Source organism: Mesorhizobium sp. M1428 (assembly GCF_040317515.1).
Classification (GTDB): Bacteria; Pseudomonadota; Alphaproteobacteria; order Rhizobiales; family Rhizobiaceae; genus Mesorhizobium.
In genome coordinates, this window is the sequence record NZ_JAMYKT010000001.1 from 16,319 (window position 1) to 36,066 (window position 19,748).

A 19,748-nucleotide genomic window follows, 5' to 3' on the forward strand; every position below is an offset into this window, starting at 1 on the left:
ATGGTCGGGCAAAGTGTGAGCGGAATACTCGATGTCGCTTGAATTGAATGCGGGCGACCAGTCGATGCTGCATGGCGAGCAAGGCTCGGCAGCGGCTGCCGCCATGAAGATCCTGGTTGCCTTTTCGAAGGCGGTCGGCGCGCACAAATTGTTGGATATTGCCGGTGCGCATATCGACGGCTGCCTCTATCACGGCCAGGCCAGCCTCGATTTCGTCGAAAGGCTGATCGAGGGCGGCGGCCGCGTTCGGGTGCCGACGACGCTGAACGTAGGTTCGTTCGATCTGATCCATCCCGGATTGGTGAAGATGCCGGCCGCGGAAGAAGCGCCGGCGCGACGCCTGATGAATGCGCATCTGGAACTCGGCTGCCAGGCGACCTTCACCTGCGCACCCTATCAGACTCGGTTCCGGCCAAGGTTCGGCGAGCAGATCGCCTGGGGTGAATCCAACGCCATCGTCTTTGCCAATTCGGTGATCGGCGCGCGGACCAACCGCTATGGCGATTTCATCGATTTGTGCTGCGCAATGACCGGGCGCGCGCCGGCCTGGGGGCTGCATCTGAGTGAAAATCGACGAGGCCAGATCCTGTTTGAGCTGACTGACGCTGCTTTCGAGCCAAGCGACGCCCTGTTTGTCGGCGTCGGGCTGATCGTTGGGCACAGGGCTGGCGACCGCATCCCTGTCATATCGGGTCTGCCGCAGCCGCGCGACGAGGACCAACTGAAGGCGCTGGGGGCGGCGGCGGCAACGACGGGTGCGGTGGCGCTATTTCATGCCGTCGGCATCACGCCGGAGGCGGAGACGCTGGATGAGGCCTTGCACGGCCTAGTGCCGGAGGAAAAAATCCGGATCTCTCGCGCTGACATCCACCATGCGCTGGTCAGGCTGTCGAGCGTCCCCGACGGCGTGCAGCTTGCAGCCGTGTCGTTAGGCACGCCGCATTTCTCCCATGAAGAGTGGATGCGTCTGTTGCCGCTGCTGCGCGAAGTTGCGCCGGGCAGGGGCGTCCCGATCTATGTCAACACAGGGCGTGCCACGCTGACGCGATTGCAGGACGAAGGCGCACTGGCCGGCATGGAAGCCTTCGGCCTCGTTCCGGTCACCGACACCTGCACCTATGTCACGTCGATCCTCGAGCGTCTCGATGGCGTGGTGATGACCAATTCGGGCAAATGGGCGCATTACGCACCTGGCAATATCGGTGTCTCGGTGGCCTTCGGTGACATGGAGGACTGCGTCCGCTCGGCTGCGGCCGGCCGCGTCGTGCGAGCCGCGCCATGAAGGCGCCGGCCAGAACCGGTACATTCCACCTTTCCGGCTCGGCACAAGGCCCGGCGCTGGTGCTTTCGCAGGCGCTCAGCTTCTGGGGCGGGATCGACGTCGAAACGGGCGACATCATCGACTATTCGCATCCGGACCTGGGCGGCAATATCGCCGGCAAGATCCTGGTGATGCCGAGCGGGCGGGGGTCGTCGTCCTCGTCTTCGGTTCTGGCCGAAGCGATCCGCAGGGGCACGGCGCCGGCCGGCATTATCCTGGAGCGGCCGGACCCGATCCTTGCCGTTGGCGCCATCGTTGCCGAATTCCTCTACGACATCAGCATGCCGCTGGTCGTCTGCGACACAACAGGTATTGTCTCTGGCGACCGGATCGCCATCGGTCTGGGCGAAGATGCGCAAGCGATGGTGAGCAAGCTCTAGCCGGCCATCAGTCCCGCCGCGCCCCGCCGCCAATAGGCTGCCGCCAGTGTTTCGTTGCGGCCGAGCGCCAGTGTACCGCGCCAGTGTTCGCGCACCGTCCTGGCAGCAGCCGCTTCGGCCGCGAACCAGCCGAATGCCAAACCGGTCGGCCATGCGACCGACCGGATGGCGTGCGCCAGCCTGTCGTCAACGCCGGCCTGCACGCCATTTCTCGGCAGCCATGCCGGTCGCGTTGTCGATGGCCTGCCGTTCGCCTTCGTCGGCGATCTCGACGAAAGCCACGCCGACTGCCCTTACCCGGCCGGCGCGCTCTTTTCTCAGAGGCACTTGCCCAGCCAAACAAAGTTGCCGGGCCGGCACAAACATTGGCACGATATTCTATCCCGCTAGCTTGACCGCGAACTGCCTCTCTGGCCTATAATTCTACTAAGTTCATAGACTAAAGTGAATTTGTAGCGGCCGTGGCATTCGCCCAAGCCTTACAAGGCGAGAATGCCGCAATGCCGGGCGCCCAAAGGGAGAGCATCGATGCCGAAAACTGAATCGAATCCTATCGACCTTGGAACCAGAGCTGCCGATTTCCTGCTGCCGGACGCCAGTGGCGTGTTGCACCGGCTCGCGGATTTCGAAACCAAGCCGGCGCTGTTAGTGGCTTTCATCTCAAATCGCTGCCCGTTCGTCTTGCTGATCCGCGAGCAATTCGCGGCGTTCGCCAGGGACTATGCCGACAAGGGGTTGCAGGTGGTGGCGATCAACGCCAACGACCATGAAGCACATCCCGAGGAGACGCTGGCCCGCATCGGCGAGCAGGCCGAAGAATTCGGCTATACCTTCCCCTATCTCAAGGACGCTTCGCAGCAGACGGCGAAAGCCTATGGCGCGGCTTGCACGCCCGATTTCTTCCTGTTCGGCGCCGACCGTCGGCTGGCCTATCACGGCCAGTTCGACGATTCCCGGCCAGGCAACGGCAGGCCGGTGACGGGGGTGGATCTGCGCGTCGCCGTCAACGCGGTGCTGAAGGGCGAAACGCCTGCCGCCGACCAGGTGCCGTCGATCGGCTGCAACATCAAGTGGAGCGCCGGCAACGAGCCGGTGTGGTTCTCCAGGGCGGCTTGAGCCGAACCTGCCGCCCTTAGCCCGCCGCCAACTCCCTTTCCGCGAGTGATCATGCCGAAGACCACGACAGCCATTCGATCCGCGCCCGAAAGGCTGCATCTTGCCGCCGATGTACTGGTGCTGGGAGGTGGCCCGTCAGCCGCCTGGGCGGCCATCGCGGCGGCTGAAAGCGGGGCGAGCGTGGTGCTGGCCGACAAGGGTTATCTCGGCACCAGCGGCGCTACCGCACCGTCGAACACCGGCACCTGGTGCGTGCCGCCGGGCGACAACAGGCACGCGGTGGTCGAGCGGCGCTGGCAGCGCACCGGCGAGCTCGCCGACCAGCGCTGGATGCTTCGCTGCCTCGACACGGCGTACCGCAATCTGCTGCAACTTTCCGAATGGGGCTATCCGTTTCCGAGCGAGGATGACGGGCGGCTCTACATCGCCAATCTGCGCGGACCGGATTACATGCGCTTCATGCGCCGCAAGGTGCTGCTGGCCGGCATCACCGTGCTCGACCATCATCCGGCGCTCGAACTCCTGTCGGACGGCGATGCGGTCGTCGGTGCTGCCGGCGTCGGCCGCCAGGTCGAGCGCGACTGGCGGGTCGATGCCAAGGCGGTGGTGCTGGCGACCGGCGGCTGCGCCTTCCGCGAACGCATCCTCGGCTCGAGCGGGCTGACCGGTGACGGCTACCTGATGGCGGCGGAAGCCGGCGCCAGCCTGTCGGGCATGGAGTTCACCGGCAAGTACACGCTGGCACCGCATGGCTCGTCGCTGAACAAGGGCCTGCCGTTCCGCTGGGCGTCATTCCACCGCGAGGACGGTTCGCCGATCCTCGGCCCGACCGGTGAGCCGCTACGCAACGGCATCGGCGACCGCGAGGAGGAAGTGGCGCGTGCTCTGATCGAGGGGCCTGTCTATGCGCGGCTCGACCAGGCCGAGCTCGCGCTGCAACGCTGGCTGCGCCAGGGCCAGCCGAACTGCTTCATGCCCTATGACCGTGCCGGTATCGACCCCTTCAACGATTTGTTCCGCGTCACGCTGCGCGCCGAAGGCACTGTGCGTGGTACTGGCGGCATCGACATCGTGTCCGACGACTGCGGCACCGGCGTGCCTGGTCTTTACGCCGCCGGCGACGCCGCCAGCCGCGAGATCATGACAGGCGCGGTTTCGGGCGGCGGCGCCGTCAATTCGTCCTGGGCTCTGGCCAGCGGCTGGTGGGCCGGCAAAGGCGCTTCGACCCATGCCAGGCGCCGCGCCGGCAAGGCGTTCCGCAGCGAGGTCCAGCCGCTCGGCCAAGCCGGCCTGCGCCCGGCGGCTTTGCCGCGTGCCGATATCGCCACCAACGAGATCATCGAGACGGTGCGCGCGGAAGTCGTGCCGTTGGACAAGAATTTCTTCCGCACCAGTGCTGGTCTCGAAAAAAGCGGCGAGCGGCTGCAGAGCGTTTGGCGCGACGTGCGCGACCATCTGCAAGGCGAGGGGTTGGAGCGGATACGCACCCGCGAGGCGGCGTCTATTGCTGCTGCCGGGCGCTGGTCCGTCGCTGCCGCGCTTCATCGCAGCGAGAGCCGCGGCATGCACCGCCGCACCGATCTTCCGAGCAAGAACCCCGCCTTTGCGCACCGGCTGGTGATCACCGGCGTCGATGATTTCCGCATCGCCGGAGCACCCGATCGGCTGGCGGAGCTGGCGTCATGATCGAGATCGTCTCGGCCACGAGCTGCGTCGAATGCGACATCTGCGTCAAGGTCTGCCCGGCGAATGTCTTCGACGCGACGGACGGCGTGCCGGTTATCGCGCGGCAGGAAGACTGCCAGACCTGCTTTCTCTGCGAAATCTACTGCCCGACCGATGCGCTCTATGTGGCCGAGTTCGCCGAAGGGCCGACTGGCATCAGCGAGATGGAGGTCGAAGCGCGCCATCTGTTCGGCAGCTATGCCCGCGCGCTCGGCTGGCAGCGCGGCAAGGCCGGCGGCTCTGAGTTCGACCCGACGCACCGCATCCGCGTGGCGCAGTGACGGAGAGACGACCGGAGTAGAGACATGGACCGCATCGTCGTCAGCAACATCAAGAAGACTTTTCAGCTCAAGCCGGGACAATTCGTTACCGTCGACGGCGAGGCGACCGACCGCGTTATCGTGCTAGACGGCGTCGATCTCGCCATCCGCACCGGCGAGTTCATCACCTTGGTCGGGCCGAGCGGCTCGGGCAAGTCGGTGCTGCTCGATATTATCGGCGGGCTGACGCAAGCGACCAGCGGCGGCGTCCAGCTCGACGGCAGGCGGATTACCCGACCCGACCCCAAGACCGGCTACGTGTTCCAGCAATATGCGCTGTTTCCCTGGCGCACAGCGCTGGCCAACATCGAATATGCGCTGGAAGTGCGTGGCGTCGCCAAAGCCGAGCGAACCGCCACGGCCCGCCATCTGTTATCGCTGTTCGGCCTCGCGGGCTTCGAGGATCGGTTTCCCAACCAGCTTTCAGGCGGCATGCAGCAGCGCGTGGCGATCGCCCGGGCGCTGGCCAGCAATCCCGAAGTGCTGCTGATGGACGAGCCGTTCGCCGCCCTCGACCAGCAGACCCGCGAAATCCTGCAAGGCGAACTGCTCAGGATCTGGGGCAAGATCAAGACGACGGTGATCTTCGTCACTCATTCGATAGACGAGGCGATTTTTCTGGCCGACCGGGTAGTGGTGATGACCGCGCGTCCGGGCACGGTGAAGGAGATCATCGATATCAACCTGCCGCGGCCGCGCGACGGCGACATCCGCGCAAGTGCTGCCTTCAACCATCACCGCGCCCGTGTCTGGGAGGCGCTGCGCGACGAAGTCAACAAGGCGCAGGAGAACTGGACGCTGTCGCCGGCGTTCAGCCACTGAGGAGTTAGGGCCATGGCCTATCTGACCGAAAAGTTTGGCCCCGCCGGCGGCTTTCATCCGTTTGCCGGAGCCGGTGAGGCGATGGTAGCCGCCAGGGTTCCGGCACTCAAGGCCCGCAGCGCTACGCCCGCGGTCAGGCGCAAGCGAGGAGCAAGCTTCGGCACCTTCATCTATGGCCTTCCGCTGCTCGGTCTATTCTTCCTCGCCTGGGAAATCGCGCCGCGGCTCGGCTGGCTGAACCGCATCTTCTTCCCGCCGCTGAGCGAGGTGCTGGTCGCGTGGTGGGATCTGCTCGCCTCGGGCGTGCTGGTCGAGCATATCGGCATCAGCCTGCAGCGAGCGGCCATAGGCTTCGCGCTTGGCGTGGTCGTGGCCATCCCGCTCGGGCTTTTGATGGGGCGCTATTCGCTGTTCGAGAAGGTCTCCGACCTTTTGGTGCAGACACTGCGCAACACCTCGCAGTTCGCGCTGCTGCCAGTGTTCATCCTTCTGCTCGGTATCGGTGAGGAATCGAAGGTGGCGATCACCTTTTATTCCTCGGTGTTTTTCCTCCTCGTAAACACGATCAGCGGCGTTAAGTCGGTGGATCCGCTGCTGATCAAGGCGGCGCGCTCGATGGGCACGTCCGACTTCGACCTGTTCCGGAAAATCATCCTGCCGGCCAGTATTCCCTCTATCGTCGCCGGCGCGCGGCTCGGCGTGAAATCCTCGTTGTTCGCGGTGATCGGCGCCGAGATGCTGGCCGCCAAATCCGGCCTCGGCTTCCTCATCCAAAACTCGCAACTGATGATGGAAACGGCCGATATGTATGCCGGCATCCTGACCCTCACCGTCATCGGCCTTGCCGTCAACTACCTGCTCGTCGGGTTCGAGCGCTGGGCAACTGCCTGGAAGGGCCAGTCGGAAGCTTCGCCGATTTAAACAGGCAACCAATTCACGCCAATTGGAAAGGAATTCCAGGTGTCCAAGATCTTTTTCAGTGCCTTTCGCCGCTTGCTGCTCAAGAGCGTTCTTGTCGCGGCCGCCGGTCTCGCCATTGGCTTCGTCGCCCCTGGCTTCGCGCAAGACAAGCCCGATGTCATCCGCATCGGCAGCACAGCGCCGGGGCACCTCAAATTCATCCTCGCCCAGCAGGACGGCTGGTGGGAGAAGGCATTCGCCAAGGACGGCATCAAGGTCGAATTGGTGACCTTCAATGGCGGTTCCGAGGCGACCACAGCGCTGGCGACCGGGGCGATCGAGGTCGCCTATACCGGCAACAATCCAGCGCTGCGCGTCGCTGCCTCTGGAGCCGACGTCAAGCTGATCGGCCTATCGAGCTATGTGAAGGCTGGCGGCTCCTCCATCATCGTCAAGGCCGACTCGCCACTAAAGACATTGCAGGATCTCAGGGGCAAGAAGGTCGCATATCTCACCGGCACCGTACGGCATTCGAATTTCAGCAAGGCGCTGAACAGCGTCGGCCTGACGACGGGCGACGTCGAAGGGCTGAACCTACCCTTCGAGGCGTCAGGGCCGGCACTGCTGCGCGGTGACATCGATGCCATCGTCGAGACTGACTCGACGGCGGCCAAGCTGGTCGACACCGGAGAGGCCCGCGTTCTCTACGACACCAGCACCCATCCGGAATGGAACGTGCCGAACGTCATCTCCGTTAACGGCGCCTTCGCGGCGAAATACCCGGAACTGATCAAGCGGCTGCTGAAGGTCGATATCGAGATTTCGCGCTGGGCCGACGCCCACCCCGGTGAGACGATCAAGACCTTCGTCGAGGCAACCAAGTCGTCGGAAAAATCCGTGCGCAAGACGTACAGCCAGGGCCTGTTCTACCAGGACCCGAAGCTCACCGACGATGCGATCACCGCGCTCAAGGGCGAGGAGAAGTTCATGGCCGGCGCCGGGCTGCTGAAGGGGTCGATCGACTATGGCAAATGGGTCGACAAGAGCTTTGTCGACGGCGCTTATGCGGAAGTCGCCGCCGTCCAGTAGCGTTGCTTGACGATGTAGCGGGCTGCGCCAGTCGGCGCGGCCTTTCTCATCCCTAAAGGTTCCGTTCAGATCTCCGGGATGCTCTCCCTGAAGATCACCTGCAGCCGTGGCTGGTGCAGTTCGTAAGGCAACCCCCTGACCGCGTGCGTCAAGGTGTTGAGTGCCTCGCGGGCTTCGACGCGCGGGTTCTGGTCGATGACCGCGTCGAGCGTGCCGTCGAGCAGAAGCTCCTTGGTGCCTTCCGTCACCTCATGGCCGAGAAAGACCGTCGACAGCGCGCGCCCGCGCTCCTTGAGTGCGCGGGCGATGCCGGTGTTGCCGGCGCCGACATTGTAGATGGCGGCCAGGTCCGGGTGCCGATCCAGCAGGGCGGAGGCCTCCGAATAGGCTTTTTCGCGGTCATCGAGCATTTCGCGCATCTCGACGATCTGCAGATTGGGCGATTCTTCCGTCAGTATGTGGCGGAAGCCCATCTCGCGCTCTTCGTGGCCGCGATAGGAGAGCGAACCGGCGAACAGCGCGACCTTGCCCGGACGCCCGGCGCCCATGAAGCGGTTGAGCAGGTAGCCGGCGAGCCGGCCGGCGGCGCGGTTGTCGATGCCGATATAGGCAACCCTCGGCACATGCAGGATGTCGGAAGCGATGGTGACGACCTTGACGCCGCTGGCCGAAAGCGAGCGGATCGCCTCACGCACCGTTGGATGGTCGAGCGCGATCACACCGACGCCTTGAGTCTGCCCGTGCAGTTCCTGCAGCAGACGCGCAAGCCGGTCCGGATTGAAACCTTCGATGGTAGCGACGCGGACGTCGAGGTCCGGCCGCGCCTGCGCCTGCGCCTCAATCTGGCGGTGCAGCATCTTGATGAAGGAATTGGTGCCGGCTGGCAGGGCGAAATCGAGCCTTATGACCTCACTGCGCAGCGCGTTGAGCGAGCTCGGACTATTCGAATTTTCAGCGATATAGCCAAGCCGCTGTGCCGTTTCGAGCACGACCTCGCGGGTGCGCGCCCTGACCCCGGCGCGGTTGTTGAGCACACGGTCGACCGTGGCGGCGGAAACGCCGGCTTCCCGGGCTATGTCTGTCAGGGTGGACCGCACTGTCGATCACCTCATTCCAAAATGCACCAACGGCGCATCGAGATTACGCATTTCATGGGTCCGATGTCGCAGAGCGGCTTCATCGCCGCCCATGATTCTGATGGGAAATGATGTAACCGGCCTTGGCCGATGCGCAAGCCGCTGCGCTACACCAAAATGCCGAAGCGGACCAAAGCCGGGAGGTGGGCAGCCGGGCTCCCTCAAATTCAAGCACCGGCTTCAGTGTGAGAGCCTTCACAAACGCCATTCCTCCCCTCCCATGAGATGTTATGATGTATCTTGATTATTTATGATGTTGACAGCCTTCGTATAGTGCCGTCAATATCCATCATAGGGCCGTGGAGGAACAAGGCCCTGAGGGAGGAGTTCCAATGTCGAATTTGATCCGCGTGTCGCGGCGCCGTTTGCTGGCGTCCGGTGGAAAGGCGGCAGTCCTTGTTGCCGCCGCAGGTATTGCACCGAAATTCATTCGCCCGAGCCGTGCCTATGCGGCCGATGCCCTGGCGCCCGGCATGATCGGTGGCCCAACGGGCTTCGACGGCTCGGAGCGCTATCAGTATGGCGCCGATACGCCGGAGGGCCGCGCCATCGAGGCGGCCAAGGCGATGAAGGGCGCCGGCAAGGCGCCGGCCAAGATCGTACTTGGCCTGTCCGACGGCTCGATCGGCCAGCTAACCCAGCCGTTTCCGGCCGGCGCGCCGTCGATCAAGGATCTCTGGGAGAAGGAAACCGGCATTCCGCTAGAGATCGTCGGTGTGCCGAACGGCCAGGAATTCACCAAGACGATGCAGGACATCTCCACCAAGGGTGGGGCGTATGACATCTACGCGGTCGAATGGAACCGCCTTGGCGACCTCGCCGAAACCGGCGGCATCCTCAAGCTCGACGACTTCGTCGCGCAATACAAGCCGGAATGGGACGATCCCGAGCGCGGCTATGTCGACGGCGCCAAGGGCGTCTCGCTGCTCAATCAGTATCGCGGCTCGACCTATGGCGTGTCGCTGGATGGCGACTTTCAGACCTGGGTCTACCGTACCGATCTGTTCGGCGACGCAAACGAGAAGAAGGCCTTCTCCGACAAATACGGTTATGAACTGGCGGCGCCGAAGACCTGGAAGCAGCATGACGAGATCGCGGCCTTCTTCCAGCGCCCGGATAAGGGCTTGTTCGGCTCGACCGATCTGCGCAACCAGGGTTGGGGCTACACCAACTGGTATCAGCGTTATGTCTCAATGGCTTCGCCCAATCAGTTCTTGTTCGACGATACCGGCAAGCCGCTGATCAATTCGGAGCAAGGTATCGCGGCGACCAACGAGTACATTGCGTCGCTTTCGCATCATTCGCCGGATGCGATCTCCTGGGGCTGGCCGGAGCAGTACGGCAATTTCGCCAAGGGCGGTGCGGCCATGACCTGCGCCTTCTCCAATTTGCCGAAATTCCTCGACAATGCCGGCAACAAGGATTCAGCCGTCACCGGCAAGATCGGCTCGATGCTGCCACCCGGCCGCGAGATCGACGGCAAGCTGGTCAGCCGGTCGGTGCTGTGGCTCAATTTATCGGCGTCGGTGTCCTCGCAAGCCAAGAACCCGGAGGCCTGCTACCTGTTCCTGCAGTGGCTGGGTTCAAGCCGCATCTACGCCTGGATGACTGCCAATCCGGGCGGCTACTTCGATCCGTTCCGGCTATCGGATTTCTCGGATCCGCTGGTTCGCCAGACCTATCATGCTTACCACATGGACGTGGTGCGAGAGACGGTCGCCCGCACCGTGCCCACCATCAACTATCCCGGCGCCACCGCCTTCCACAATGCGCTGGACGAGAACCTCGTCGCCGCGCTGACCAAGGCCAAGACAGCCGAGCAGGCGATGGCCGACACCGAGGCCGAGTGGAAGAAGATTGCCCGCCGCACCGGCGAGGAGAAGCTTCTCGAGGCCATCAAAACCAACAAGGAGGCCTGGCCGACCGTCCTCGACCCGATCGCCTGATCCTTGCAGGATCTTACCAAGAAGGGGAGGAGCGGTCGCCCTTCCCCTCGGCAACGAAGGACCCAGCAAAGCCGCAAGATGAAGCGTTCAGTTCCTTTCGAGATATTCCGCTATGCCGCGATCTTTGCGGCGATGGCGGTGACGCTGGTGCCGATCCTGTGGATGGTGTCGATGGCGTTCAAGCCGATCGCCGAATGGTCGGCGACCGGCGCCGACCTGACATGGTGGCCGAAGAACCCGACACTCAGCAATTTCCGCTTCGTCTTCGGTGAATCGACCAACAATCTGATCGTCGCGCTCGACCGCACAGCTTTGAAGCCGATCCTGTCGTCGCTGCTGTCGGCCACATTCGGCACGGCAATCGCCATGTCGGCGGGCACAGCGGCGGCCTATGGGCTGTCGCGCTTCGGCTCGGGCCAGAACCTGCCGCTGGCACTGATCCAGCTTCGCCTGTTTCCGCCGATGGCGGTCATGACCCCGGTGATGATCATGTGGGCCTTCCTCAACTTCACCGACAGCTGGTGGGGGCTGTCGCTGATCTATGGCATCGTCACGCTGCCTTTCGCCTTCTGGCTGATGAAGACCTTCTTCGACGACATGCCGCGCGAGATCGAGGAGGCGGCACTGGTCGAGGGCTGTTCGCGGTGGCGCGTCTTTACCCGCATCACGCTGCCGATGATGCGCGCGCCGCTGGCCAGTGCCGCGCTGTTCGTCTTCATCCTCAACTGGTCGGACTATCTGATTGCATTGCTTCTGACGACGCGCGAATGGGTGACGGTCCCCGTCTACATGGCCTCGCTGTCCTCCTCGATGACCGGACAGCTTTACGGCGCCAAGGCAGCGCTCGGCCTGATCGCCGCCGTGCCGCCTGTCATCATGGGGATCGCCATCCAGCGCCACCTGGTTCGCGGGCTGACCTTCGGGGCGCTCAAGCAATGAGCGCGGTGACAGCCACGATTTCGGAGGGCGACATGCAGGCCTCTAAAGCGACGTCGGTGTTGCCGGACGAGGGCGCACGGCTCGGCTTCCGGCTGACCCTACCGGCGCAGATCCTGGTGCTGTTCATCGCCGTCTTCCCGTTGTTGATGCAGCTCTATATCAGCCTCACCGACTGGTCGCCGCTGTCGGGCACCGGCTGGTGGAACGCCTGGTCGATGTGGAACAGTTTCGCCAACTACACCGACCTTGCCGCCGATGCGCGCTTCTGGAGTGCGCTGAAGCGCACGGCCATCGTCATGATCGTCTGCGTGCCGGCGGAGTTCCTGCTCGGCCTCGCGCTCGCGACACTGTTTGCCGACGAGTTTCCCGGCAAGCGGATATTCTACTCGATCCTCTTGATGCCGATGATGGTGGTGCCGGCGGTGGCCGGCTATATGTTCTTCATGCTGTTTCAGTCAGGCGGACCGGTCAACGACATCCTGTCGGCGATCTCAGGCTCTCCCGTCACCATCGCCTGGCTGTCGGACCCGACGCTGGCGCTCATCGCGGTCATGGTCGCCGACATCTGGCAGTGGACACCGCTGATGTTCCTGATCCTGCTTGCCGGCCTGGTCGGCGTGCCCGAGGACCAGATCAAGGCGGCGACGCTGCTCGGCGCCAACCCGTGGCAGCGCTTCGTCACCATCGTGCTGCCGAAGATGAAGACGATCATCATCATCGCGCTGGCTATCAGGGTGATCGAGAACTTCAAGATCTTCGACACTCTTTATATCATGACAGGCGGCGGTCCCGGCGTCGCTACCGAAACCATCTCCGTCTACATCTACAAGCTCACCACTCAGGACCTGATCTGGGGCTATGTGGCGGCAATCGCGCTGGCCATACTGATCGTGCTGTCCATTGCCGCGGTGTTTGCCATGAAACGCATGGCCCGGGTGCGCGAGGTGGCGGCATGAGCACCATCCATCTGCAGAACCTGGTCAAGAAATTCGGCGACTTCACCGCGCTGAAGACGATGGACCTGGCCATTGCCGACGGCGAGTTCATGGCGCTGCTCGGGCCGTCTGGCTGCGGCAAGTCGACGACGATGAACATGATCGCCGGCATGGAAGAGCCGACCAGCGGCAAGATCCTGTTTGGCGAGCGCGACATGGCCGGCGTGCCGATGGGGCGGCGCGGCGTCGGCTTCGTCTTCCAGAACTATGCGATCTTCACTCATATGAGCGTGCGGCAGAACCTCGCCTACGGGCCGAAAATGCGCGGCGCACCCAAGGCCGAGATCGACCGCCGTGTCGGCGCCATTGCCGAGATGCTGCAGCTGACGCCGCTGCTCGACCGCAAGGCGGACAGGCTGTCGGTCAACATATTGCAGCGGGTGGCGATCGGCCGCTCGGCGATCATGGAGCCGGCGATCTTCCTGCTCGACGAGCCGCTTTCCAATGTCGATGCCGCCTTCCGGGCGGTGATGCGGACCGAACTGAAGCAGCTGCAGCGGCAGTTCCGGCAGACCATGGTCTATGTCACCCACGATCAGCTCGAAGCGATGACCATGGCCGATCGCATCGCGGTGATGGACCATGGCGTGCTGCAGCAGGTCGGCACGCCACTGGAAGTCTACAACAACCCGGCCAATGTCTTCGTCGCCCGCTTCATCGGCGCGCCGGGCATGAACCTGCTCAAGGGCAGGCCGGCGGAAAGCGACCGTGGCCTGGTCATCGATCTTGGCCCACTCGGGGCGACGCCGCCGCTGCCGGTCGAGATCGCCGATGCCGCACGCCGGATGCGCGGCGAGGTGTTTTATGGCTTTCGACCGGAGCAGGTGACGCTGACTGAAGGCGGCCGTGGCCTCTCCATGCCGGTGAGTTTCGTCGAGCGGATCGGCGCGCGCACCATCATCCATCTTGGCGAGGGCGAGACTGCGGTGAAGGCGGTGTTCGACAATGATGTCGGGCTGGCGATCGGGCAGACAGCCGTCGTCGCGCCTGCGGCGGAGGCGGTGCGCGTCTTCGACGCCGCCGCTGGCGTTGCGTTGAGAGCAGCTTGAGATGGCCGATATCGTCTTTCGCAATGTCACAAAGCGCTACGGCAACACGCTGGCCGTCGACGATGCGTCGTTTGCGGTGAACGACAACGAGTTCTTCTGCTTCTTCGGGCCGCCGCTGTCTGGCAAGTCGACGATACTCCGTCTGGTGCTTGGGCTGGAAACCCCCGACATGGGCGAGGTCCTGATTGGCGGCAAGCCGGTCAACACGGTGTCGCCGGCGGAGCGCAATGTCGCCATGGTGTTCCAGAACCTGGCGCTGTTTCCGCATATGAGCGCGCGCGACAACATCCGCTTTCCGCTGGTCGAACGCCGGGTCGCCGAAGCCGAGATCGAAAAACGCGTCGCCGATGTCGCGGCTAAGCTGCATATCGGCCATATCCTGCACAAGCCGCCGGCGCAGCTTTCAGGCGGCGAGCGGCAGCGTGTCGCGATCGCCCGTGCGCTGGTGCGTGATCCCGTCGCGTATCTTATGGATGATCCAATCTCGGCGCTCGACGCCAGGCTGCGCGAGGAGACGCGCGTCGAGCTGAAGCGCATCCAGCGCGAGCTCGGCAAGACGCTGATCTATGTCACGCACGACCAGGAAGAGGCGATGTCGGTCGCCGACCGCATGGCCATACTGGAGAGCGGCAAGATCAGGCAGATCGGCGCGCCTGCCGAGATCTATGACCGGCCGGCCAGCACCTATGTAGCGCGGCTGCTCGGCTCGCCGATGATGAATATATTGAAATCGGTGCACGGCGCTGAAGGCGTGGAGGCGGCGGAAGGCACGATCCGCATCGCGGATACCGGCGCCCCGGCCGATGCCGTGGAAATTGGACTCAGGCCGGAAGACATCAAGGTTAGGGCCTGGGCGGAGGGGGGCGCGGGCCGCCCGGCGCGAGTGTTCGAGGTCGAGCCGCTCGGCGGCTACACCGTTGTGACGCTCGCCGCCGGGCAGGCGCGTCTGCGGGCGCTGTTGCGCGGCCAGCCGGACATCAGGCCGGACGCGATGGTGGCGATATCCTGCGAGCCGGGCAGGGTGTACTATTTCGGGCAAAGCGGGGGAGCGCTGGCAAGATGACGGCGGCTGCAAGGAACGAGCTTCGGGAGGAACATATGGCAAGCGAAGAAATAGCGGGCAACGGCTTCGAGCCGGACGTTAAAGTCCGCACCAGGGAATACAGGATCGGCTGCGTCGGCGCTGGCATGATCATGGCCGAATGTCACCTTGCCGCCTACAAGGAAGCCGGTTTCCCGGTGGTGGCGATTGCCTCGCGGACCAAGGCCAGCGCCGAGAAGGTCGCCAAACGCTGGGATATCCCGACCGTCCACGACACGCCGGAACAGCTCATCGAGGACAAGAACGTCGAGATCATCGATCTTGCCTTTCCGCCCGACCAGCAGCCGGCGCTGATCCGCCATGCGCTGAAGCAGGCACATATCAGGGCGATCCTGGCGCAGAAGCCATTGGCGCTGTCCCTCGATGAAGCCGTCAAGCTTCGCGACGAGGCGGCCAACGCAGGCAAGATCCTCTCGGTCAACCAGAACATGCGCTACGACCAGTCGATGCGCGTCTTGAAGCAGATCATCGACAGCGGCGCGCTCGGCGACGTCGTCTTCGCCCAGATCGACATGCATGCGATCCCGCACTGGCAGAGCTTCCTTGAGGACTATGACCGGCTGACGCTCGCCAATATGAGCGTCCACCATCTCGACGTACTGCGCTTCCTGTTCGGCGATCCCCTGGAGATCACCACCCTGACCCGCAAGGACCCGCGCACCCGCTTCGACCATTCGGACGGCATCACCGTGTCGACGATCAAGTTCCCGTCCGGCGTGCTCGCCGTATCGCTGGAGGATGTCTGGTCCGGTCCGCGCCAGGAGGGCTACAAGGACGACCAGCACATCAACTGGCGCGTAGACGGCACCAAGGGCGTCGCCAAGGGCACCATCGGCTGGCCGACTGGCGCTGCCTCGACGCTGACCTATGCGTCGACCGAGACCACCGGCGGTGAATGGGTGACGCCAAGCTGGGACACGATGTGGTTCCCGCATGCTTTCATCGGCGTCATGGAGCAGCTCCAGCACGCGGTCAAGACGGGCGAGCCGCCGGCGCTGTCCGTCGCCGACAACGTCAAGACCATGGCGCTGGTTGAAGCGGGCTACCGCTCGATCGACAAGGGCCGGACAGTCAAACTTTCCGAAATATCAACTGACTGAATCACTTACAGGGAGGACTTCACATCATGATGCAGGCAGGTATTTTCACGGGTTATTTCCCGTATGGCCTCAAGGAAACCGCGCAGAAGATCCGTGCGCTCGATTTCAACACCGTGCAGCTTGACCTGCATTTCAGGGACATCGAACTGTCCGCCGGGCAGATCACCAGGGACAAGGCCAAGACCGTCCGCGATACGTTCCGCGACCACAATCTGCCGATCTGCTGCGTATCGGGCTACACCAACATCATCCATCCGGACCTGGGCGAGCGCGAGAGGCGCGTCGGCTATCTGAAGGAGATCATCCGCAACGCACGCCATTTCGGCACCCCTTACGTGATCTCGGAAACCGGTACCTACAACACCGAGTCCGACTGGGTGCATCACCCGAAGAACAAGACCGAGGAAGGTTTCGAGGAATGCCGCAAGGTCATCGCCGACCTTGCCCAGACCGCCTATGACCACGGCGCGGTCTTCCTGCTCGAAACCTATGTCAACAATGTCGTCGGCTCGGTCGAAGAGACGGTGAGGATGTTCGCGCAGGTCGACCACCCGGGCCTCGGCCTGTTGATGGACCCGACCAACTATTTCGAAACTCACAACATCGACAGGATGGACCAGATCCTGAACCAGGTGTTCGACACGCTGACGGACAAGATCAAGATAGCCCACGCCAAGGACGTCAAGCGTTCCGGCGGCGACAAGTCGGAGAAGCACGCCGACATCGGTGACGAGGACGCGCTGGAGAGCCACACTTTCCGCGGCGTCGGCGAGATCGAGCTGCCGGCGCCCGGCCTCGGTTCGCTGAATTACGACCTCTATCTCAAGCGGCTGGCCGAAAAGCACCCGAACATCCCGGTCATCATCGAGCATCTTTCGGAAGACGACGTGCCGCGTGCCAAGAAATTCCTCGATGGGAAATTCCGCGCCAACGGACTGTGATGGCGCGGTTCGGCTACGAAACAAGGGAGGAAGAGAAATGTTGAAATTCGCGTTGAAAATCGCGGCCGCGGCGACCGTTCTCGCCGGTGTGGCGCTGGGTACGCCGGCGCTGGCGCAGGACGCTCAGAAGACGTTCTACCTGTTGTCGCATGGCGGCCCGTCGGATGCCTTCTGGATCGACTGGAATGCCGGCGCGACCAAGGCCTGCGACCAGCTCAAGGTGACCTGCAAGATCTCGTTCAGCGGTGGCGACATGGCGGCGCAGAAGGAGGCCTTCAACTCGGCACTTGCCGCTAAGCCGGACGGCATTGCCACCACCTCGGCGCAGCCCGGCCTGTGGACCGAGGAGGTCAAGGCAGCGAAGGCGGCCGGCATCCCGATCGTGTTCTTCAATACCGACGATCCGGCAACCGGCCGGCAAGCCTATGTCGGCGCCGATCTCAAGGAAGCCGGTGTCATCTGGGCGAAATATCTGGTCGACCACAAGATGGTGAAGCAGGGCGACAAGGTGTTCCTGCCGGTCGAAGTGCCGGGCGCCAGCTACCAGCAGCTCGAGACCGAAGGCATTGCCAGCGTCTTCGATCCGCTCGGCATCAAATATGACGTGGTCGATTGCGGCACCGATCCGGCCGGCATCATCGCCAAGATGACCGACTACATGGTGGCCAACAACCCGCCGGCGATCATCGCGCTCGGCGATTCCGTTGCGGCCAGCGTCAAACGGGTGTTCGACGGCGCCGGCGTGCCGGCCGGCAAGATCCCGGTCGTCGGCTGGGGCAATTCGAAGGAAACGGCCGAGTCAGTGAAGTCTGGGTTCATCAACGCGGCTGCCTGGCAGTTCCCGTCAGCGCAGGGCTTCATGCCGGTGGCGCTGCTCGGGTTGGCCGCCGCTGGCGAACCGATCGGCTACGACATCCACACGTTCAGCCTCTACGACGCCTCGAGCGTCGAACCGATCCTGAAACTCTACAACAAGTGATTGGAACTGACGCTCGCCGCGCAGGCGGCGGGCGTCACCCTGAGATATGGTCCAAGCAGTCATGACTATTGCCGCAGAAGAGGAATTGCCTCGTGCCAAACGCAGGTCGAGCCTGATGCGCTCGCCGCAGTTCTCTTCGCTCGTCATCCTGATCGTCCTGCTTGCGGTGTTCGCGATCGCCGACGCGAATTTCCTGTCGCCGCTCAACATCTCCAACATGATGGCGTTCCTGCCCGAGCTCGGCATCATCGCGCTCGGCATGACACTGCTTTTGACGGCGGGCGAGTTCGACCTTTCGGTCGGTGCCGTATTCGGGCTGGCGCCGGTCGTGGTCATGCTGCTGGTGCAGAACGGCGGGGTTGATATTGGCGTGGCCTTGCTGGCCGGCCTGCTGCTCTGCATAGCGATCGGTGCGATCAACGGGCTGATCGTCACCAAGATCGGCATCTCGTCTTTCCTGGTGACGCTGTCGATGCTGCTGGTGGTGCGTGGGGCAGCGCTTTACATCACCCAAGGGTTTCCGCTGAAATCCTGGGACCAGCCAGGCTTCTTCGTGACGCTGCTGGCCGGCAGCTTCAATATCGGAACGTTCCGTTTCTATACCTCGCTGTGGTGGTTCATCGGCCTTTCGCTATTGGCGATCTATGTGCTGCGCTACGCCAAGCTCGGCAACTGGATCAGCGCTATCGGCTCGAACCGTAACGCTGCCGTGGCGCGCGGTGTGCCGGCCGATGTGGTCAAGATCTGGCTGTTCATCCTGACCTCGGTGCTGGCCGGTCTCGCCGGCATGATCAGCGCCTTCCGCATCTCTGCTGCCTCGCCGGTGGCCGGCACCGGCTACGAGCTCGAAGTGATCGCCATGGTGGTGGTCGGCGGCACCGCGCTGACCGGTGGGCGAGGCACCATTTTGGGCACCATCGTCGGTGCGCTGATGCTGCGCAGCATCCGCAACGGCATCGTGCTGATCGGCGTGCCCGGGCTCGCCTACAACATCTTCGTCGGCGTCATCATACTTGCCATGCTCATCCTGCACGCTTTGCTGCAGAAGAACGCCGCCAGGAGCTGACCATGGAAGTGCTTCGGCTGCAGAACCTGCAAAAGTCCTTCGGCAGCGTCCGCGCCCTGAAGAGCGCCTCCTTCACGCTCAACGAGGGCGAAGTGGTGGCCTTGCTCGGCGACAACGGCGCCGGCAAATCGACATTGATCAAAGCGATCTCCGGGGTCTTTCCCGTCGATCGCGGCGACATCTATGTGCGCGGCCAGAAGGTCTCCATCCGCTCGACGCGAGATGCGATGGATCTCGGCATCGAGACCATCCACCAGGATACCTCGCTGGCACCGGACCTCAGCATCGCGCGCAATCTTTTCCTCGGCCGCGAGCCGGTCAACCTCAAATGGCTTGGCGTGTTCGCGCCGCTCGATCTCGCCCAATTGCGCGATGCTGCCTCGGCACTTTTGAAGCGCGTCGGCATCTCGAAGAAGCTCGACGCCGATGCGCTGGTCAGCACGCTGTCGGGCGGCGAACGCCAGTCGATCGCGATTTCGCGCGCCATGCAATTTGCCGCCAAGGTCATAATCCTCGACGAGCCGACCAACAATCTCGGCGTCGAGGAAACGCACGGCGTGCTGCGCTTCGTCAAGGAGGTGCGCGATGCCGGTCACTCGGTGCTTTTGATCACCCACAACATCCATCACGTATTCCAGGTCGCCGACCGCATCATCGTTATGCGCCGCGGCGAGATCGTCGCCGAGCAGACGGTCGCCGATACCGATCTGCTGACCGTGGAAAGCATCATCACCGGCGCCGACATGTCGGCCCTGCTCAAGGAGACGAGAGCGAAGTGAAGGACAGGAGCAAAGTGAAGGACAGGAGCAAAGTGAAGGACAG

General features: G+C 63.3%; 21 protein-coding genes. 18 read left to right on the forward strand and 3 right to left on the reverse strand.

Annotated elements, in window-relative coordinates:
* Window positions 1–31: 31 nt before the first annotated feature.
* On the forward strand, window positions 32–1,282 hold the full coding sequence (locus NKG60_RS00125; RefSeq protein WP_352973741.1) for an aconitase X: 1,251 nt from the start codon (window positions 32–34) through the stop codon (window positions 1,280–1,282).
* Window positions 1,279–1,701 carry an aconitase X swivel domain-containing protein gene (locus tag NKG60_RS00130; protein ID WP_352973743.1) on the forward strand — a complete coding sequence of 141 codons (423 nt, stop codon included), beginning with the start codon at window positions 1,279–1,281 and terminating at the stop codon, window positions 1,699–1,701. Before NKG60_RS00125 ends, NKG60_RS00130 begins: the two co-directional genes overlap by 4 nt.
* On the opposite strand, the gene NKG60_RS00135 is transcribed toward NKG60_RS00130, so the two are convergent.
* Together NKG60_RS00135 and NKG60_RS00140 are read right to left on the reverse strand one after the other, a co-directional pair.
* Window positions 1,698–1,904: an SIP domain-containing protein gene (locus tag NKG60_RS00135; RefSeq protein ID WP_352973746.1), complete on the reverse strand. Its 207-nt coding sequence runs from the start codon at window positions 1,902–1,904 to the stop codon at window positions 1,698–1,700. The genes NKG60_RS00130 and NKG60_RS00135 overlap by 4 nt on opposite strands.
* On the reverse strand, window positions 1,888–2,028 hold the full coding sequence (locus tag NKG60_RS00140; protein ID WP_352973748.1) for a hypothetical protein: 141 nt from the start codon (window positions 2,026–2,028) through the stop codon (window positions 1,888–1,890). Before NKG60_RS00140 ends, NKG60_RS00135 begins: the two co-directional genes overlap by 17 nt.
* 201 nt (window positions 2,029–2,229) lie before the next feature.
* On the opposite strand from NKG60_RS00140, the gene NKG60_RS00145 reads away from it, so the two are divergent.
* The 6 genes from NKG60_RS00145 to NKG60_RS00170 are packed head-to-tail and all read left to right on the forward strand — an operon-like array spanning window position 2,230 to window position 7,673.
* Complete coding sequence (locus NKG60_RS00145; protein WP_352973750.1) at window positions 2,230–2,817, forward strand: thioredoxin family protein; 588 nt, start codon at window positions 2,230–2,232, stop codon at window positions 2,815–2,817.
* Between the two features lie 51 nt (window positions 2,818–2,868).
* A complete protein-coding gene (locus NKG60_RS00150; protein ID WP_352973753.1) occupies window positions 2,869–4,503 on the forward strand; it encodes an FAD-binding protein in 1,635 nt (544 codons plus the stop codon).
* Window positions 4,500–4,823 carry a 4Fe-4S dicluster domain-containing protein gene (locus NKG60_RS00155; RefSeq protein ID WP_352973756.1) on the forward strand — a complete coding sequence of 108 codons (324 nt, stop codon included), beginning with the start codon at window positions 4,500–4,502 and terminating at the stop codon, window positions 4,821–4,823. The genes NKG60_RS00150 and NKG60_RS00155 overlap by 4 nt, the downstream gene beginning before the upstream one ends.
* A gap of 24 nt (window positions 4,824–4,847) precedes the next feature.
* A complete protein-coding gene (locus NKG60_RS00160) occupies window positions 4,848–5,684 on the forward strand; it encodes an ABC transporter ATP-binding protein (protein WP_352973759.1) in 837 nt (278 codons plus the stop codon).
* 12 nt (window positions 5,685–5,696) lie between these two features.
* Window positions 5,697–6,605: an ABC transporter permease gene (locus tag NKG60_RS00165; RefSeq protein ID WP_352973761.1), complete on the forward strand. Its 909-nt coding sequence runs from the start codon at window positions 5,697–5,699 to the stop codon at window positions 6,603–6,605.
* 39 nt (window positions 6,606–6,644) lie between these two features.
* Window positions 6,645–7,673, forward strand: a complete 1,029-nt coding sequence (locus tag NKG60_RS00170; RefSeq protein WP_352668425.1) for an aliphatic sulfonate ABC transporter substrate-binding protein — start codon at window positions 6,645–6,647, stop codon at window positions 7,671–7,673.
* 65 nt (window positions 7,674–7,738) lie between these two features.
* On the opposite strand, the gene NKG60_RS00175 is transcribed toward NKG60_RS00170, so the two are convergent.
* Complete coding sequence (locus tag NKG60_RS00175) at window positions 7,739–8,770, reverse strand: LacI family DNA-binding transcriptional regulator (protein WP_352668423.1); 1,032 nt, start codon at window positions 8,768–8,770, stop codon at window positions 7,739–7,741.
* Between the two features lie 371 nt (window positions 8,771–9,141).
* On the opposite strand from NKG60_RS00175, the gene NKG60_RS00180 reads away from it, so the two are divergent.
* The 10 genes from NKG60_RS00180 to NKG60_RS00225 all read left to right on the forward strand — a co-directional run bounded on the left by NKG60_RS00180 (window position 9,142) and on the right by NKG60_RS00225 (window position 19,705).
* Window positions 9,142–10,755, forward strand: coding sequence for an extracellular solute-binding protein (locus NKG60_RS00180; RefSeq protein ID WP_352564290.1), 1,614 nt, complete (start codon window positions 9,142–9,144; stop codon window positions 10,753–10,755).
* 78 nt (window positions 10,756–10,833) lie between these two features.
* Window positions 10,834–11,694 (forward strand): carbohydrate ABC transporter permease, encoded by an 861-nt coding sequence (locus NKG60_RS00185; RefSeq protein ID WP_292661980.1) that lies wholly within the window; start codon window positions 10,834–10,836, stop codon window positions 11,692–11,694.
* Window positions 11,691–12,650 (forward strand): carbohydrate ABC transporter permease, encoded by a 960-nt coding sequence (locus tag NKG60_RS00190; RefSeq protein WP_352564292.1) that lies wholly within the window; start codon window positions 11,691–11,693, stop codon window positions 12,648–12,650. The genes NKG60_RS00185 and NKG60_RS00190 overlap by 4 nt, the downstream gene beginning before the upstream one ends.
* Window positions 12,647–13,738, forward strand: coding sequence for an ABC transporter ATP-binding protein (locus tag NKG60_RS00195; protein ID WP_352668420.1), 1,092 nt, complete (start codon window positions 12,647–12,649; stop codon window positions 13,736–13,738). The genes NKG60_RS00190 and NKG60_RS00195 overlap by 4 nt, the downstream gene beginning before the upstream one ends.
* 1 nt (window position 13,739) lies before the next feature.
* Complete coding sequence (locus NKG60_RS00200; RefSeq protein WP_352973766.1) at window positions 13,740–14,801, forward strand: ABC transporter ATP-binding protein; 1,062 nt, start codon at window positions 13,740–13,742, stop codon at window positions 14,799–14,801.
* A 35-nt stretch (window positions 14,802–14,836) separates the two neighbouring features.
* A complete protein-coding gene (locus tag NKG60_RS00205) occupies window positions 14,837–15,940 on the forward strand; it encodes a Gfo/Idh/MocA family protein (protein WP_352668417.1) in 1,104 nt (367 codons plus the stop codon).
* Window positions 15,941–15,966: 26 nt separating this feature from the next.
* Window positions 15,967–16,881, forward strand: a complete 915-nt coding sequence (locus NKG60_RS00210; protein ID WP_352668416.1) for a sugar phosphate isomerase/epimerase family protein — start codon at window positions 15,967–15,969, stop codon at window positions 16,879–16,881.
* A gap of 37 nt (window positions 16,882–16,918) precedes the next feature.
* Window positions 16,919–17,860, forward strand: coding sequence for a sugar ABC transporter substrate-binding protein (locus NKG60_RS00215; RefSeq protein WP_023675781.1), 942 nt, complete (start codon window positions 16,919–16,921; stop codon window positions 17,858–17,860).
* Window positions 17,861–17,921: 61 nt separating this feature from the next.
* Window positions 17,922–18,926 (forward strand): ABC transporter permease, encoded by a 1,005-nt coding sequence (locus NKG60_RS00220; protein ID WP_352668413.1) that lies wholly within the window; start codon window positions 17,922–17,924, stop codon window positions 18,924–18,926.
* Window positions 18,923–19,705, forward strand: a complete 783-nt coding sequence (locus NKG60_RS00225; RefSeq protein ID WP_352668485.1) for an ATP-binding cassette domain-containing protein — start codon at window positions 18,923–18,925, stop codon at window positions 19,703–19,705. Before NKG60_RS00220 ends, NKG60_RS00225 begins: the two co-directional genes overlap by 4 nt.
* The last annotated feature ends 43 nt before the right edge of the window (window positions 19,706–19,748 follow it).

What these genes read in the sequence shown, in the direction of transcription:
- NKG60_RS00125 (WP_352973741.1), top strand. Translation starts at nt 32, where the DNA reads ATGTCGCTTGAATTGAATGCGGGCGACCAGTCGATGCTGCATGGCGAG.
- NKG60_RS00130 (WP_352973743.1), top strand. Translation starts at nt 1,279, where the DNA reads ATGAAGGCGCCGGCCAGAACCGGTACATTCCACCTTTCCGGCTCGGCA.
- NKG60_RS00145 (WP_352973750.1), top strand. Translation starts at nt 2,230, where the DNA reads ATGCCGAAAACTGAATCGAATCCTATCGACCTTGGAACCAGAGCTGCC.
- NKG60_RS00150 (WP_352973753.1), top strand. Translation starts at nt 2,869, where the DNA reads ATGCCGAAGACCACGACAGCCATTCGATCCGCGCCCGAAAGGCTGCAT.
- NKG60_RS00155 (WP_352973756.1), top strand. Translation starts at nt 4,500, where the DNA reads ATGATCGAGATCGTCTCGGCCACGAGCTGCGTCGAATGCGACATCTGC.
- NKG60_RS00160 (WP_352973759.1), top strand. Translation starts at nt 4,848, where the DNA reads ATGGACCGCATCGTCGTCAGCAACATCAAGAAGACTTTTCAGCTCAAG.
- NKG60_RS00165 (WP_352973761.1), top strand. Translation starts at nt 5,697, where the DNA reads ATGGCCTATCTGACCGAAAAGTTTGGCCCCGCCGGCGGCTTTCATCCG.
- NKG60_RS00180 (WP_352564290.1), top strand. Translation starts at nt 9,142, where the DNA reads ATGTCGAATTTGATCCGCGTGTCGCGGCGCCGTTTGCTGGCGTCCGGT.
- NKG60_RS00185 (WP_292661980.1), top strand. Translation starts at nt 10,834, where the DNA reads ATGAAGCGTTCAGTTCCTTTCGAGATATTCCGCTATGCCGCGATCTTT.
- NKG60_RS00190 (WP_352564292.1), top strand. Translation starts at nt 11,691, where the DNA reads ATGAGCGCGGTGACAGCCACGATTTCGGAGGGCGACATGCAGGCCTCT.
- NKG60_RS00195 (WP_352668420.1), top strand. Translation starts at nt 12,647, where the DNA reads ATGAGCACCATCCATCTGCAGAACCTGGTCAAGAAATTCGGCGACTTC.
- NKG60_RS00200 (WP_352973766.1), top strand. Translation starts at nt 13,740, where the DNA reads ATGGCCGATATCGTCTTTCGCAATGTCACAAAGCGCTACGGCAACACG.
- NKG60_RS00205 (WP_352668417.1), top strand. Translation starts at nt 14,837, where the DNA reads ATGGCAAGCGAAGAAATAGCGGGCAACGGCTTCGAGCCGGACGTTAAA.
- NKG60_RS00210 (WP_352668416.1), top strand. Translation starts at nt 15,967, where the DNA reads ATGATGCAGGCAGGTATTTTCACGGGTTATTTCCCGTATGGCCTCAAG.
- NKG60_RS00215 (WP_023675781.1), top strand. Translation starts at nt 16,919, where the DNA reads ATGTTGAAATTCGCGTTGAAAATCGCGGCCGCGGCGACCGTTCTCGCC.
- NKG60_RS00220 (WP_352668413.1), top strand. Translation starts at nt 17,922, where the DNA reads ATGACTATTGCCGCAGAAGAGGAATTGCCTCGTGCCAAACGCAGGTCG.